10 protein-coding genes are annotated in these 14556 nt (G+C 67.6%); 6 read left to right on the plus strand and 4 right to left on the minus strand.

Annotated elements, in window-relative coordinates; all coding sequences use genetic code 11:
• Nucleotides 1–27 precede the first annotated feature (27 nt).
• The 6 genes from typA to ABUW04_RS30065 all read left to right on the plus strand — a co-directional run bounded on the left by typA (nt 28) and on the right by ABUW04_RS30065 (nt 8174).
• Nucleotides 28–1893 carry a translational GTPase TypA gene (gene typA / locus ABUW04_RS30040; RefSeq protein ID WP_030257747.1) on the plus strand — a complete coding sequence of 622 codons (1866 nt, stop codon included), beginning with the start codon at nt 28–30 and terminating at the stop codon, nt 1891–1893.
• Between the two features lie 454 nt (nt 1894–2347).
• Nucleotides 2348–3982, plus strand: coding sequence for a peptide ABC transporter substrate-binding protein (locus ABUW04_RS30045; protein WP_380567587.1), 1635 nt, complete (start codon nt 2348–2350; stop codon nt 3980–3982).
• Nucleotides 3983–4079: 97 nt separating this feature from the next.
• Nucleotides 4080–5003 (plus strand): ABC transporter permease, encoded by a 924-nt coding sequence (locus ABUW04_RS30050; protein WP_030257744.1) that lies wholly within the window; start codon nt 4080–4082, stop codon nt 5001–5003.
• Nucleotides 4996–6024 (plus strand): ABC transporter permease, encoded by a 1029-nt coding sequence (locus tag ABUW04_RS30055; RefSeq protein ID WP_084714755.1) that lies wholly within the window; start codon nt 4996–4998, stop codon nt 6022–6024. Before ABUW04_RS30050 ends, ABUW04_RS30055 begins: the two co-directional genes overlap by 8 nt.
• 13 nt (nt 6025–6037) lie before the next feature.
• Nucleotides 6038–7084, plus strand: coding sequence for an ABC transporter ATP-binding protein (locus ABUW04_RS30060; RefSeq protein WP_380567589.1), 1047 nt, complete (start codon nt 6038–6040; stop codon nt 7082–7084).
• The gene (locus ABUW04_RS30065) at nt 7077–8174 is read left to right on the plus strand and encodes an ABC transporter ATP-binding protein (RefSeq protein ID WP_030257736.1); all 1098 of its coding nucleotides are present in this window, start codon (nt 7077–7079) and stop codon (nt 8172–8174) included. The genes ABUW04_RS30060 and ABUW04_RS30065 overlap by 8 nt, the downstream gene beginning before the upstream one ends.
• Nucleotides 8175–8255: 81 nt before the next feature.
• Here ABUW04_RS30065 and ABUW04_RS30070 read toward each other — a convergent pair whose 3' ends face one another.
• The 4 genes from ABUW04_RS30070 to ABUW04_RS30085 form a co-directional block, all read right to left on the minus strand.
• Nucleotides 8256–9968 carry an ABC transporter family substrate-binding protein gene (locus tag ABUW04_RS30070; protein ID WP_380567590.1) on the minus strand — a complete coding sequence of 571 codons (1713 nt, stop codon included), beginning with the start codon at nt 9966–9968 and terminating at the stop codon, nt 8256–8258.
• 118 nt (nt 9969–10086) lie between these two features.
• Nucleotides 10087–12279: an ABC transporter ATP-binding protein gene (locus tag ABUW04_RS30075; protein WP_380567591.1), complete on the minus strand. Its 2193-nt coding sequence runs from the start codon at nt 12277–12279 to the stop codon at nt 10087–10089.
• Complete coding sequence (locus ABUW04_RS30080) at nt 12276–13298, minus strand: ABC transporter permease (protein WP_084714751.1); 1023 nt, start codon at nt 13296–13298, stop codon at nt 12276–12278. The genes ABUW04_RS30075 and ABUW04_RS30080 overlap by 4 nt, the downstream gene beginning before the upstream one ends.
• Nucleotides 13299–13369: 71 nt before the next feature.
• On the minus strand, nt 13370–14350 hold the full coding sequence (locus tag ABUW04_RS30085) for an ABC transporter permease (protein ID WP_157623866.1): 981 nt from the start codon (nt 14348–14350) through the stop codon (nt 13370–13372).
• Between the last annotated feature and the right edge of the window lie 206 nt (nt 14351–14556).

The raw sequence follows: 14556 nt of genomic DNA on the forward strand, positions 1-14556 counted from the left end.
CCCACGACCCGGGAGATTCACCCCCGTATGCCCACGCGTAATGACATCCGAAACGTCGCCATCGTCGCCCACGTCGACCACGGCAAGACCACGCTGGTCGATGCCATGCTGAAGCAGGCGGGTGCGTTCGCCGCTCACCAGCACCTCGACGACCGCATGATGGACTCCAACGACCTGGAGCGCGAGAAGGGCATCACCATTCTCGCCAAGAACACCGCGGTCAAGTACCACCCCAAGGGTGGCGGCGACGTGGTGACCATCAACATCATCGACACCCCCGGCCACGCCGACTTCGGTGGCGAGGTCGAGCGCGGCCTGTCCATGGTCGACGCCGTCGTGCTGCTGGTCGACGCCTCCGAGGGTCCGCTGCCGCAGACCCGCTTCGTGCTGCGCAAGGCGCTGACCGCGAACCTGCCGGTCATCCTGTGCATCAACAAGACGGACCGTCCGGACTCGCGGATCGACGAGGTCATCAACGAGACCTACGACCTGTTCCTGGACCTGGACGCGACCGAGGAGCAGATCGAGTTCCCGATCGTCTACGCCTGCGCCCGTGACGGCGTCGCCTCGCTGACCAAGCCGGAGAACGGCACCGTCCCGGCGGACAGCGAGAACCTGGAGCCGTTCTTCTCCACCATCCTGGCGTCGGTCCCGGCCCCCACCTACACCGAGGGCGCCCCGCTCCAGGCGCACGTCACCAACCTGGACGCGGACAACTTCCTCGGCCGCATCGCGCTCTGCCGGGTCGAGGAGGGCGAGCTCCGCAAGGGCCAGCAGGTCGCCTGGATCCAGCGGGACGGCACCATCAAGCAGGTCAAGGTCACCGAGCTGCTGATGACCGAGGCGCTCACCCGCAAGCCGGCCGACCTGGCCGGCCCCGGCGACATCTGCGCCATCGCCGGCATCCCGGACATCATGATCGGCGAGACCCTGGCCGACCTGGAGAACCCGATCGCGCTGCCGCTGATCACGGTCGACGAGCCGGCCATCTCGATGACCATCGGCACCAACACCTCGCCGCTGGTCGGCAAGGGCGGCAAGGGCCACAAGGTCACCGCCCGGATGGTGAAGGACCGGCTGGACCGCGAGCTGATCGGCAACGTCTCGCTCCGGGTGCTGCCGACCGAGCGCCCGGACGCCTGGGAGGTCCAGGGCCGCGGCGAGCTGGCGCTGGCGATCCTGGTGGAGACCATGCGCCGGGAGCTCTTCGAGCTGACCGTCGGCAAGCCGCAGGTGGTCACCAAGACCATCAACGGCAAGCTGCACGAGCCGGTCGAGCGGATGACCATCGACTCCCCCGAGGAGTACCTGGGCGCGATCACGCAGCTCATGGCGACCCGCAAGGGCCGGATGGAGACCATGACCAACCACGGCTCGGGCTGGGTCCGGATGGAGTTCATCGTCCCCTCCCGCGGCCTGATCGGCTTCCGCACCCAGTTCCTCACCGACACCCGCGGCACCGGTATCGCGCACAGCATCTTCGAGGGCCACGAGCCGTGGTTCGGCGAGATCCGGATGCGCAACAACGGCTCGCTGGTCGCCGACCGGGCCGGCGTGGTGACGCCGTTCGCGATGATGGGCCTGCAGGAGCGCGGCGTGATCTTCGTCGAGCCCACCACCGAGGTGTACGAGGGCATGATCATCGGCGAGAACTCCCGCGCCGACGACATGGACGTCAACATCACCAAGGAGAAGAAGCTCACCAACATGCGCGCCGCCTCCTCCGACACCACGGAGAACCTGGTGCCGCCGCGCAAGCTCTCGCTGGAGCAGTCGCTGGAGTTCTGCCGCGAGGACGAGTGCATCGAGGTCACCCCGGAGACCGTGCGCATCCGCAAGGTGGTCCTGGACGCGCAGACCCGTGGCCGCCAGCGCGGCCGCGCCAAGGCCTGACGCACCCGCAGCACCCCGCAGCACCGCTTAGGACCCGGTACGACCCGAGCGGCACCCGGCCGCCGCCCCGCCCCCTCCAGGGCGGGGCGGCGGCTTTTTCACGCCGTCCGTTCATCACACTGAGTAGTTGCCCTCAGGCCGAGTGTCAGTCCCGGATGGTACGGATATCGGTGACAGGATGCGTATGGGCGGATAAAGGTGTCCGTTTGATGGCTCCTTGCACCCACCTGGACACGCCCGGGTTGCGAGATATGAGTCACAGGCGTGTGATCAAACCGAAATCTAATTTGGTCACAGGCATCTCTGACGGTGACAGATAGTAGGAATCACGACGCTCGGGTCACCGGGTCTCGCGTCCCACGGCGCGGGCCCGCGAGCGACAGAGCGCAGGGCTCCCAGGGGTGGGCGCCGGGCGCACGGTACGACTGCACAGCACGTCTGAGGAGGCACGTCCATGCGTGGAGCCACGCGAGTCAAGTTCGCCGCCGGAGCGATCGCCATCGCCCTTGCGGCCACCGCCTGCAGCAGCAGTAGCAGCTCCGGCAGCTCCGGTGGAACGAACGCCAACGGCGTCGTGAACGCATGGTGGGGTGACCCGCAGAACCCGCTGGAGCCCGCGAACACCAACGAGGTCAACGGCGGCGCCGTCCTCGACATGATCATGACGGGCCTGGTCCAGTACGACCCCAAGACCAGCAAGGCGGAGAACGCGGTCGCGGACTCGATCACCTCCACGGACCAGCAGAACTGGACCGTCAAGCTGAAGTCCGGCTGGAAGTTCAGCGACGGCACCCCGGTCACCGCGAAGTCCTTCGTGGACGCCTGGAACTACGGCGCGCTGTCCACCAACAAGCAGGTCAACAGCAGCTTCTTCTCCTACATCGACGGCTACAACGCCGTCGCCCCGGCGAGCGGCAACCCGACCGCCAAGACCATGTCCGGGCTGAAGGTCGTGGACGACAGCACCTTCACGGTGAAGCTGTCGCAGAAGTTCTCCACCTGGCCGCAGACCCTGGGCTACACGGCGTACTACCCGCTGCCGGCCTCGTTCTACACGGACCACGCCGCGTTCCTGAACAAGCCGATCGGTGACGGTCCCTACAAGATCGACTCCTGGACCAAGAGCCAGCAGATGAAGCTGGTCCCCAACGCCGACTACAGCGGCACCAACAAGCCGAAGAACGGCGGGGTGACCCTCAAGGTCTACACCGACACCAACGCGGCCTACGCGGACCTGCAGTCCGGCAACCTCGACGTCGACAACGGCGTGCCGAACGCCGCGCTGAAGACCATCAAGACCGACCTGAACGGCCGCTTCCTGAACGAGCCGGCCGGCATCATCCAGACCATCTCGTTCCCGATGTACCAGGCCAACTGGAACACCGCGGGCGCCAAGCTGGTCCGCCAGGGCATCTCGATGGCGATCGACCGCGACACCATCACCAAGACGATCTTCGACAACACCCGCACCCCGGCCACCGACTGGACCTCCCCGGTGCTCGGCGAGGCCGGTGGCTACAAGTCCGGCCTGTGCGGCGACGTCTGCACCTACAACCCCACCAAGGCCAAGGAGCTCGTCGCCCAGGGCGGCGGCATCCCCGGCGGCCAGCTGACCATCAGCTACAACGCCGACGGTCCGCACAAGGAGTGGGTGGACGCGGTCTGCAACAGCATCAACAACGCCCTGGGCAACACCAAGGCCTGCGTCGGCAAGCCGGTCGGCACCTTCGCCGACTTCCGCAACCAGGTCACCAACAAGCAGATGACCAGCGCCTTCCGCACCGGATGGCAGATGGACTACCCGCTGATCCAGGACTTCCTGCAGCCGCTGTACACCACCACCGGCGGCTCCAACGACGCGCACTACAGCAACGCGCAGTTCGACGCGCTGGTCAACCAGGCCAACGCGGAGAGCGACACCACCAAGGCCGTCCAGGACTTCCAGTCCGCCGAGAAGCTGCTCATCACCGACCTGCCGGCGATCCCGCTGTGGTACCAGAACGGCACGGTGGGCTGGTCCTCGAAGGTCGACAATGTGACGCTGGACCCCTTCAGCGTCCCGGTCTACACCGACATCACCGTCAAGTAGTCGTCCGCACACCCTGACAGCTGCTTAGACGACGCCGGGCGGCGGCCGGACCCCACAGGGTTCCGACCTGCCGCCCGGCCGACTCCCTGGAGGTTTCATGGGGCGCTACGTCATCAGACGACTGCTCCAGATGATCCCGGTCTTCATCGGGACCACTTTCATCATCTTCGCGATGGTGCACGCCCTCGGCGACCCCGTGAACGCGCTGTTCGGAGACAAGGCACCGTCTCCGGCGGTGGCGGCGCAGATCCGTGACTCCCTCGGCCTGAACGACCCCCTGTGGGTGCAGTACCTGCACTACATGAAGGGCATCTTCACCGGGGACCTCGGAACCACCTTCAGCGGGCAGCAAGTCACCGCGCTCCTGGCCTCCGCCTACCCCACCACGCTCAAGCTCACCGCCGTGGCCTTCACCATCGAGGTGGTGCTCGGCATCGGGCTCGGGCTGCTCAGCGGCCTGCGCCGGGGCAAGTCCGTGGACACCCTGGTGATGGTGATGACCCTGATCGTCATCTCGATCCCGGTCTTCGTCATCGGTTACGTGCTGCAGTACCTGTTCGGCGTGAAGTGGGGCATCACCAACGCCACGGTGGGCTACGGCGCCCCGATCGGCGACCTGATCCTGCCCGGCTTCGTGCTCGCCTCGGTCTCGCTGGCCTACGTGGCCCGGCTGACCCGGACCACCGTCGCCGAGAACAGCAAGGCCGACTACGTCCGCACCGCGACGGCCAAGGGCCTGCCGCGGTGGCGGGTGGTCACCCACCACCTGCTGCGCAACTCGCTGATCCCGGTGATCACCTTCCTCGGTACCGACCTCGGCGCCCTGATGGGCGGCGCGCTGGTCACCGAGCGCATCTTCAACATCCAGGGTGTCGGCTACTGGCTCTACCAGGGCATCCTCCGCCAGAACACCCCGACCGTGGTGGGCTTCGTGACCATCCTGGTCGTGGTCTACCTCCTGGCCAACCTGCTCGTCGACCTGCTCTACGCGGTCCTGGACCCGAGGATCCGTTATGCCTGACCAGCAGCCGAACAAGCCCGCCGGCGTCCCCGAGGACTCCAGCACCGAGCTCTCCAGCGCCTTCCCGGAGACCCCCACCCTGGGGGCGATGGGAGCCCAGCCGCTGCTGGAGAAGGAGGACCTCTCGCACACCCCGCCGCAGTCGGCCGAGGCCGTCTCGGTGGTGGACCGCGAGGTGGCCCGCAGCCTGTGGCAGGACGCCTGGCGCGAACTGCGCCGCAACCCGGTCTTCCTGATCTCCGGTGTGCTGATCGTCTTCCTGGTACTGGTGGCGATCTGGCCCGGACTGTTCACCTCCACCAGCCCGCTGACCTGCGACCTCTCCAAGTCGCAGCTGGGGCCCACCTCCGGGCACCCGTTCGGCTTCGACACCCAGGGCTGCGACGTCTACGCCCGCACCATCCACGGCGCCCGGGCCTCCATCACCGTCGGCGTGTTCGCCACCGCGGGCTCGGCGCTGCTGGGCACCCTGATGGGCGGCCTGGCCGGCTTCTTCGGGGGCTGGATCGACGCGATCATCTCCCGGATCGCCGACATCTTCTTCGGCATCCCGATCCTGCTCGGTGGACTGGTCTTCCTGTCCGTCATCCCGAGCCAGTCGATCTGGGTCGTGGTCGGGTTCATCGTGGTGCTCGGCTGGCCGCAGATCGCGCGCATCGCCCGAGGCGCGGTGATCACCGCCAAGCAGCAGGACTACGTCACCGCGGCGCAGGCGCTGGGGGCCAGCAACAGCAGGATGCTGCTCCGGCACATCATGCCGAACGCCCTCGCCCCGATCATCGTGGTGTCGACCATCGCCCTGGGTACCTACATCTCCCTGGAGGCGACGCTGTCCTACCTCGGCGTCGGCCTGAAGCCGCCGACCGTCTCCTGGGGCATCGACATCTCGGCGGCGGCGGACACCTTCCGCAACGCGCCGCACATGCTGCTGTTCCCGGCCGGCGCGCTGTGCATCACCATCCTGGCGTTCATCATGCTCGGCGACGCCGTCCGTGACGCCCTCGACCCCAAGCTTCGCTGAGAGAGGCGGAAACGTGAGCACTGCAGTCTCCGCACGCGCGAAGACCGGCGACACCGAAGAGGCCCCGCTGCTGCAGGTCCGCGACCTGCACGTGGAGTTCCGCACCAGGGACGGCGTGGCCAAGGCCGTCAACGGCGTCAACTACAGCGTCCGGGCCGGCGAGACCCTCGCCATCCTGGGCGAGTCCGGTTCCGGCAAGTCCGTGTCCTCGCAGGCCGTCATGGGCATCCTGGACAGCCCGCCCGGGTTCGTCACCGGCGGCGAGATCATGTTCAAGGGCCGCGACCTGCTGAAGGTCTCCAACGAGGAGCGGCGCAAGGTCCGTGGCGCGCAGATGGCCATGGTCTTCCAGGACGCCCTGTCCTCGCTGAACCCGGTGCACACCGTCGGCACCCAGCTCGGCGAGATGTACCGGGTGCACAAGGGCAGCTCCCGCAAGGACGCCAAGCTCAAGGCCATCGAGCTGATGGAGCGGGTCGGCATCCCCGGGGCGAAGGAGCGGGTCAACCAGTACCCGCACCAGTTCTCCGGCGGTATGCGCCAGCGCGTCATGATCGCCATGGCGCTGGCCCTGGAGCCCGACCTGATCATCGCCGACGAGCCCACCACCGCCCTGGACGTCACCGTCCAGGCCCAGGTGATGGAGCTGCTGGGCGACCTCCAGCGCGAGTACAACATGGGCCTGATCCTGATCACCCACGACCTCGGCGTGGTCGCCGACGTCGCGGACAAGATCGCGGTGATGTACGCGGGCCGGATCGTCGAGACCGCGCCGGTGCACGAGCTCTACGCGCGCCCGGCCCATCCCTACACCCGCGGCCTGCTGGACTCGATCCCGCGGCTGGACCAGAAGGGCCAGGAGCTCTACGCGATCAAGGGCCTGCCGCCGAACCTGCTGCGTATCCCGTCCGGCTGCGCCTTCAACCCGCGCTGCCCGATGGCGCAGGACATCTGCCGCTCCGAGGTGCCGCCGCTGCACGCGGTGACCGAGCAGGACGGGCGGGCCCTGCCCGGCCGCGGCAGCGCCTGCCACTTCTGGAAGGAGACTCTCCATGGCTAGCCCCGTGTCCTCAGTGCCCGCCGAGGAAGCGATCGAGGCCGCCGTCGAGAAGCCGGTCGAGCGCGGCGAGCCGATCCTCCAGGTCCGCGACCTGGAGAAGCACTTCCCGCTGACCCAGGGCATCCTGATCAAGAAGCAGGTCGGCGCGGTCAAGGCCGTCGACGGCGTCTCCTTCGACCTGTACCAGGGCGAGACCCTGGGCATCGTCGGCGAGTCCGGCTGCGGCAAGTCGACCCTCGCCAAGGTGCTGATGAACCTGGAGCGGGCCACCGCAGGCCAGGTGCTCTACAAGGGCGAGGACATCTCCAGGGCGTCCGGCCGGGCGCTCAAGGCGATCCGCCGCAACATCCAGATGGTCTTCCAGGACCCGTACACCTCGCTGAACCCCCGGATGACCGTGGGCGACATCATCGGCGAGCCGTTCGAGATCCACCCCGAGGTGGCCCCCAAGGGCGACCGCCGCAAGGCGGTGCAGGACCTGCTGGACGTGGTCGGGCTCAACCCCGAGTACATCAACCGGTACCCGCACCAGTTCTCCGGCGGCCAGCGCCAGCGCATCGGCATCGCCCGCGGCCTGGCCCTGAAGCCCGAGGTGATCATCGCGGACGAGCCGGTGTCGGCGCTGGACGTCTCGGTGCAGGCCCAGGTGATCAACCTGCTGGAGCAGCTGCAGGACGAGTTCAACCTCTCCTACATGTTCATCGCCCACGACCTCTCGATCGTGCGTCACATCTCCGACCGGGTCGGCGTGATGTACCTCGGCAAGATGGTGGAGATCGGCAGCGACGAGGAGATCTACGAGCACCCGACGCACCCGTACACCCAGGCGCTGCTGTCGGCGGTGCCGGTGCCGGACCCGTCCGGGCGCGAGGGCCGCGAGCGGATCCTGCTCTCCGGCGACATCCCCTCGCCGGCCAACCCGCCGTCGGGCTGCCGCTTCCGCACCCGCTGCTGGAAGGCGCAGGAGAAGTGCTCGATCGACGTGCCGCTGCTGGCCGTCCCCGAGGTCTTCCGCGGCCAGAGCACCCCGGCTGCGCACGCGTCCGCGTGCCACTTCGCCGAGGACGTGGACGTGGTCGGCGCGGGCTGACCCGGCCCCGTTCCAGCAAGGCTGAGGCCCCCACCCCGTAACCCGGGGTGGGGGCCTCAGCCGTTGGCTACGCGAAGCGGATCAGCTGGTGAAGCCGATGTTCTCGTAGACGACCTCGTCCTGGTCCTGGGGCGCGCCCAGGTTGGCGAGGGTCTTCTTGGCACCGTAGATGTCGGCGCGCTGGTAGAGCGGGAAGACGCCCGCGTCCTGCCAGATGGCCTTGTCGGCGGCGTTGGCGTCGGCGATGGCCTGGGTGTGGTCCAGGTCGGCGATGCTCTTGTTCATCAGGGAGTCGACGTTGGGGTCGCTGGTCCAGGCGAAGTTCTGGAAGTTGTTGCTGCCCACCGGCGACTGGTAGATCGAGTAGTTGGACGAGACCGGCCAGGCGTTGCCCAGCCAGGAGAACGCGGTCAGGTCGAACTTGCCGGGCTGGACGTACTTGTCGAAGAAGTCGTCCGAGGGCACGGCGCTGATGTCCAGCTTGACGCCGACGGCGGCGAACATGGCCTGCAGCAGCACGCTCTCGTTCTTGGAGACCGCGGTGCCGTCCGGGTAGACGAAGGTCAGCTCAAGGGTCTTGCCGTCCTTCTGGCGGTACTGGCCGTTCAGCTTCCAGCCGGCCGCGTCCAGTGCGGCCTTGGCGGCGGTGGGGTCGTACTTGCCGAGAACGCCGGCGTTGTCCTGGTACCCCTCCTGGTTGTTCATGAAGAAGTGGTTGTTGAGCAGCAGCGCCGGCCAGCCGAGACCCTTGAGGTCCGAGTTGGCGATGGCGGTGCGGTCGATCGCCTGGAACAGCGCCTGGCGGACCTTGACGTCCGACAGCAGCGGCGACTTGGCGTTGAAGGTGACGTGGCGGAACTGGGGGCCTGCGGCCTCCCGGATCTCGCCGTCGGAGCGGCCCTGGGCCTGCTTCACACCGGCCGCGCTCGGGCCGATGTTGAGGTAGTCGACCTCGCCGTTGGCGAAGGCGCCGTCGGCCGCGTCGGTGGTCATCGCGCGGAAGACGATCTTGTCCAGGATGGCCGGGTCGCCCCACCAGTTGGGGTCACGGGCGACCGTGACGGTGCTGGTGGTCGCGTTCATGGACTCGATCTTGAACGGGCCGGCGGTGACCGGGATCTTGTTCAGGAAGCCCTTGTTGAACTCGTCCGGGGTGCTCTGCGCGCTGGCCGGGTACAGCGGCGCGAACAGCGAGGTCCAGTCGCCGAAGTTCTGGTCGAAGGTGACCACGACCTGCTGCGGCGAGGTGCCCGCGACCACGGAGGTGATGTTGGAGTAGCCGGTCGAGCTGCCGATCTGGTACTTGGTGTTCTTGCCGTTCAGGGCCTGCCACTGGGCGGCGAAGTCCTTGTAGCTGATCGCCGTGCCGTCGGACCACTTGGCCTTGGGGTTGATGTTGTAGGTGACCGTCTGCTTGCCGTTCACCGTGGTCACCGTGGGCATGCCGGTGAGGTAGTTGGTGTTGGGCGTGACCTTCTGGGTGGCCGGGTCGACCCGGAAGATGATCGGCTCGACGGCCTCGATCACCGCGTCGGTGGAGTACTCGGCGCCGTTGATCTGGTTGTAGTTCCACTGGGTGGAGTACTGGTCGATGGCCCAGGTGAGGGTGCCACCCTGCTTCAGGGCTGAACGCGGCTGGGCATTGATCTTGATGGTGTTGGCGGCCAGCGAGGTCGCGGAAGGCTTGGCCGACGAACCGGCCTTGCTGCCACCGCTGCTGCTGCAGGCGGAGAGGCCGAGGCTGGCCACGGCCATGGTCGCCACCAGCGCGACCGGAATCCTGGTGTGCTTCAAGGAGGTCTCCTCACGAGAGCCGACATTGTCAGTAGGTGGTGCCTATGCAGTTGTGCGTATGCGGTGGTGCTTCTGCGGTGGTGCGCCTTGCTTCCACCGGCAGGGTCCGGACGATCCGTCAGACCACTGCCAGGGCCTCCGCGAAGTGGCAGGCTGCGGTGTGGTCCGGGGCCAGCGTGTGCAGCTGGGGGTCCTCGGACTCGCAGCGCTGCTGCTCGCCGGGGTTGAGCTGGAGGTACTTGGGGCAGCGGTTGCGGAAGCGGCAGCCGCTGGGCACATTGGCCGGGCTCGGCAGGTCGCCGGTCAGCAGGATGCGCTCGCGGGCGCGCTCCTTCTGCGGGTCCGGCAGCGGCACCGCCGAGAGCAGGGCCTGGGTGTAGGGGTGCGAGGGCTCGTGGAAGACGCTCCTGGTCTCGCCCAACTCCACGATCCGGCCCAGGTACATCACCGCGATCCGGTCCGCGATGTGGCGCACCACCGAGAGGTCGTGGGCGACGAAGAGGTAGCTGAGCCCCATCCGCGACTTGAGCTCGTCCAGCAGGTTGAGCACACCCGCCTGGATGGACACGTCCAGGGCGGAGACCGGCTCGTCCAGCACCACCAGCTTGGGTTCCAGGGCGAGCGCCCTGGCGATGCTGATGCGCTGGCGCTGGCCGCCGGAGAACTCCTGCGGGAAGCGGTCGGAGTGGTCGGGGTTGAGGCCGACCAGCTCCAGCAGTTCCGGGATGCGGGCGTCGGTCCTGGCGCGGTCCCAGCCGTGGGTCTTCAGCGGCTCGGCCAGGATGTCGCCGATCGGCATCCGGGCGTCCAGTGAGGCCATCGGGTCCTGGAAGACGATCTGCATGTCCCGGCGCAGGGCCTTGCGGGCCTTGGCGCCCTTGACCTCGCGGACGTCCTTGCCGAAGACCGTCACGCTGCCGGCCTGACCGCCGGTCAGGTCCATGATCTCCAGCAGGGTGGTGGTCTTGCCGCAGCCGGACTCGCCGACCAGGCCCAGGGTCTCACCCTCCTTGATCTCCAGGGTGATCCCGTCCACCGCCTTGACCGTGCCGATCTTGCGCTTGAAGACCGCGCCCTTGAGCAGTGGGAAGTGCTTGACCAGGTTGTCGACCTCGAGCACCGCGGTGCGCTCCTCGCGCGGCAGCCGCTCGATCTCGTGGGCCTCGGGCAGCGGCGGGATCGGGTAGATGGTCGCCGGGTCGAGCAGGCCCTCGCCGCCGCCCTCCGCGAGTTCCCTGGAGCGGTGGCAGGCGGAGGGGTGGTTGGCCCCGGGCGCGGTCAGCAGCTCGGGTTCGCGCTCGCGGCAGACGTCGATCGCGATCGGGCAGCGGGCCTCGAAGGGGCAGCCCTTGGGCAGCGCGACCATGGACGGGGGAGTGCCGTCGATGGGGGTCAGCGCCCGGCGCTCGTCGGCGTCGACGCGCGGGATGGAGCCCAGCAGGCCGATGGTGTAGGGCATCCGGGGGCGGTAGTAGACCTCGTCCACCGGCCCGTTCTCCACCGGTCGGCCCGCGTACATCACCATCACCCGGTCGGCGAAGCCGGCGATCACGCCCAGGTCGTGAGTGATCATCACAATGGCGGCGCCGGTGACGTCCTGGGCCTTCTTCAGCACCTCCAGCACCTGCGCCTGGATGGTGACGTCCAGGGCGGTGGTGGGCTCGTCGGCGATGATGATCTTCGGGTCGTTGGCGATGGCCATGGCGATCATCGCGCGCTGGCGCATACCGCCGGAGAACTCGTGCGGGAAGGCGTCCACCCGCTGGTGCGGGTCCGGGATGCCGACCAGGTCGAGCAGTTCGACGGCCCGGGTGCGGGCCTTCACCTTGTCCAGGTCCTGGTGGACCTGGATGGCCTCGATGATCTGGGTGCCGATGGAGTACACCGGGGTCAGCGCCGACAGCGGGTCCTGGAACACCATGGCGATGTCCTTGCCGCGGATCTTCGACATCTTGGCGTCGTTGAGACCCAGCAGCTCGCGCCCGTCCATCCGGATCGAGCCGCGCACATCGGCGCTGTCGGGCAGCAGTCCGAGGACGGCCATCGAGCTGACGGACTTCCCGGAGCCGGACTCGCCGACGATGCCGAGCACCTCGCCCGGGCGGACGGAGTAGGAGACCCCGCGCACAGCCTTGACCGGACCGGCCTCGCTGGGGAAGGAGACATGCAGGTCGGAGACCTCCAGCAGCGGCGGGACGCCGCCGTGGCGGTCGGCCGCCGGCTCCTTGCTCGTCTCGATCACGGGGGTGAGTCCTTCCTCGGTGGTGCTGTCTTGAGGGGTGCCGCCGGCGCGGCTGCTCGCGGTGCTCATGCCTGGCTCAGCACCTCGGTCGATCCGACGCGCTGTCCGGGGACCTCGTCCGACTCGTCGCCCTTGCTCTTGCCCTTCTCCTTGATCGCCTTGGCCTGGGCCTTGGCGTTCGAGGAGTTGGGGTCGTAGGCGTCGCGCAGACCGTCGCCGATGAAGGCGATGGCGAGCCCGAAGAGGACCAGGAAGCCGGCCGGGAACCAGAACAGCCACTGGTAGGTGGTGGCGTAGGAGGTGCCGTCGGCGATGACCGTGCCCAGCGAGACGTCCGGGGGCTGGATGCCGAAGCCGAAGTAGGAGAGCGAGCTCTCGCCGATGACCGCCAGGCTGACCTGGATGGTGCCGTCGATGATCAGCAGCGAGGCCATGCTGGGCAGGATGTGCCGGAAGATGATCCTGATGTCGGACACGCCCATGTACTTGGCGGCCTTGACGAATTCACGGTCCTTCAGCGTCAGCGTCATGCTGCGGACGATCCGCGCTGTGATCATCCAGCTGAACAGGGCCAGCAGGACGACCAGGATCAGCCAGGTGGACTTGGCGAAGCTCGGGGAGAGCACCGCGATGATCAGGAAGCTGGGCAGGACCAGCAGCATGTCGACGAACCACATGGTGACCCGGTCGACCCAGCCGCCGAAGTAGCCGGCGGCGGCGCCCAGGGTGGCGGCGAGGGTCGTCGTGATGAGGCCCACCAGGATGCCGATGATCAGCGACTTCTGCAGGCCCCGGGTGGTCAGCGCGAAGATGTCGGTGCCGGCCTGGTCGGTGCCGAACCAGTGGCTGGCCGACGGTCCGTCGAGGAAGGCCTCGAAGTCGTGGTCGTCGAAGCCCCACTTGTCCACCAGCGGGCCCAGGTAGGCGAAGAGGAACAGCAGCACCAGGATGCCGATGCCCACCAGTGCCAGTTTGTTGCGGGCGAAGCGGCGCAGGGTCAGTCGGCCGCGTCCGACGCGGCGTGGGGGCAGCAGCGCCGGGGTGGCGTCCGCTTCCGGCTCGTGCTGGACGTTCTGCTGGGTGCTCATCTCTCTTCACTCTCCTGATCGGGCGGTCGCACTGCTGCGGTTCGGGTGGGCCCCTGGGGGGTGTTCGGGGCTCAGCTGAAGCGCACCCGCGGATCGAGCGCGGAGTAGATCAGATCGGACAGGAGGCCGGCGACCAGGACGACCGCGGCGGTGAACAGGCTGACCGCGGCGACGGAGTTGACGTCGTTGGTGGTGATGGACAGCACCAGCCACTCACCCATGCCGTGCCAGCCGAAGATGGTCTCGGTGAAGGTGGCGCCGGTGAAGAGCAGCACGATGTTGTAGACCAGCAGCGGCACGATCGGCAGGATCGCGGTGCGCAGGCCGTGCTTCATCAGCGCGGTGCGCCGGCGCAGGCCCTTGGCCCGTGCCGTGCGCAGGAAGTCGCTGCCCAGCACGTCCAGCATGGTGTTGCGCTGGTAGCGGCTGTACTGGGCGATCTGGAACAGCGTCAGGGTGATGGTCGGCAGGATCAGGTGCTGGAGCCGACTGATCAACACCGGCCAGAAGCCGCTCAGGGTCGGGTTGTACTCGCCGATGTACTGGATGACCGTGGAGCCCGCCGCGTCGTTGATGTTCACGGCGAACATCTGTAGTGCGATCGCCACCACGAACACCGGCATGGCCAGCAGGAAGAAGGAGGCGAGGGTGGTCCATCGGTCGAAGAACCGGTACTGCTTGATCGCCCCGTAGGCCCCCACCAGCACACCGCCGATGGAGCCGATGATGGTGGCGATGACGAGCAGCCGGATGCTGACGCCGACCTTGCGGCCGAAGTCGTCGGCGACCGAGCCGCCCTTGATGTCCAGCCCCAGATTTCCGTGCGCGATCCCGTCGACCCAACGCGCGTAGCGGACCACCACGGGCGTTTCCGGGTCGAGGTTGTAGGTCTTCAGGGTCGCGTCGATCTGCGCCGTCGTCGGGCGCGGTTTCTGCGCCTCGAAATTCGCACGCGGGTTGAGGCTCAGGGCCGCAAGGAAGTAGGCCAGTGATGTGGCCACGATGACCAGAATCAGGTAGTTGGCCAATCGGCGCAGCATGTAGCGACCCAACGCTGTTCATCTCCTTCGTGCGTTTCCCGCGCTCGACCCCCGACGACCGGCGCACCTGTGCGGATGGCAGGTCGCGCACGGGCAGGAAATCTTTCGGGATCACTGAGCCTGGGACTAACATCCGCCGCTGTTCAACGGCTTGAGGACTCATCCTGATGGGACGAGATGGTCATGTCGACAGAGCGCTGATCAAAGATTGGTAACGC

Source organism: Streptacidiphilus jeojiensis (assembly GCF_042510965.1).
Classification (GTDB): Bacteria; Actinomycetota; Actinomycetes; order Streptomycetales; family Streptomycetaceae; genus Streptacidiphilus; species Streptacidiphilus jeojiensis.

Coding starts and splice junctions, on each gene's coding strand:
- ABUW04_RS30065 (WP_030257736.1), top strand. CDS start 7,077: ATGGCTAGCCCCGTGTCCTCAGTGCCCGCCGAGGAAGCGATCGAGGCC.
- typA (WP_030257747.1), top strand. CDS start 28: ATGCCCACGCGTAATGACATCCGAAACGTCGCCATCGTCGCCCACGTC.
- ABUW04_RS30045 (WP_380567587.1), top strand. CDS start 2,348: ATGCGTGGAGCCACGCGAGTCAAGTTCGCCGCCGGAGCGATCGCCATC.
- ABUW04_RS30050 (WP_030257744.1), top strand. CDS start 4,080: ATGGGGCGCTACGTCATCAGACGACTGCTCCAGATGATCCCGGTCTTC.
- ABUW04_RS30055 (WP_084714755.1), top strand. CDS start 4,996: ATGCCTGACCAGCAGCCGAACAAGCCCGCCGGCGTCCCCGAGGACTCC.
- ABUW04_RS30075 (WP_380567591.1), bottom strand. CDS start 12,279: ATGAGCACCGCGAGCAGCCGCGCCGGCGGCACCCCTCAAGACAGCACC.
- ABUW04_RS30080 (WP_084714751.1), bottom strand. CDS start 13,298: ATGAGCACCCAGCAGAACGTCCAGCACGAGCCGGAAGCGGACGCCACC.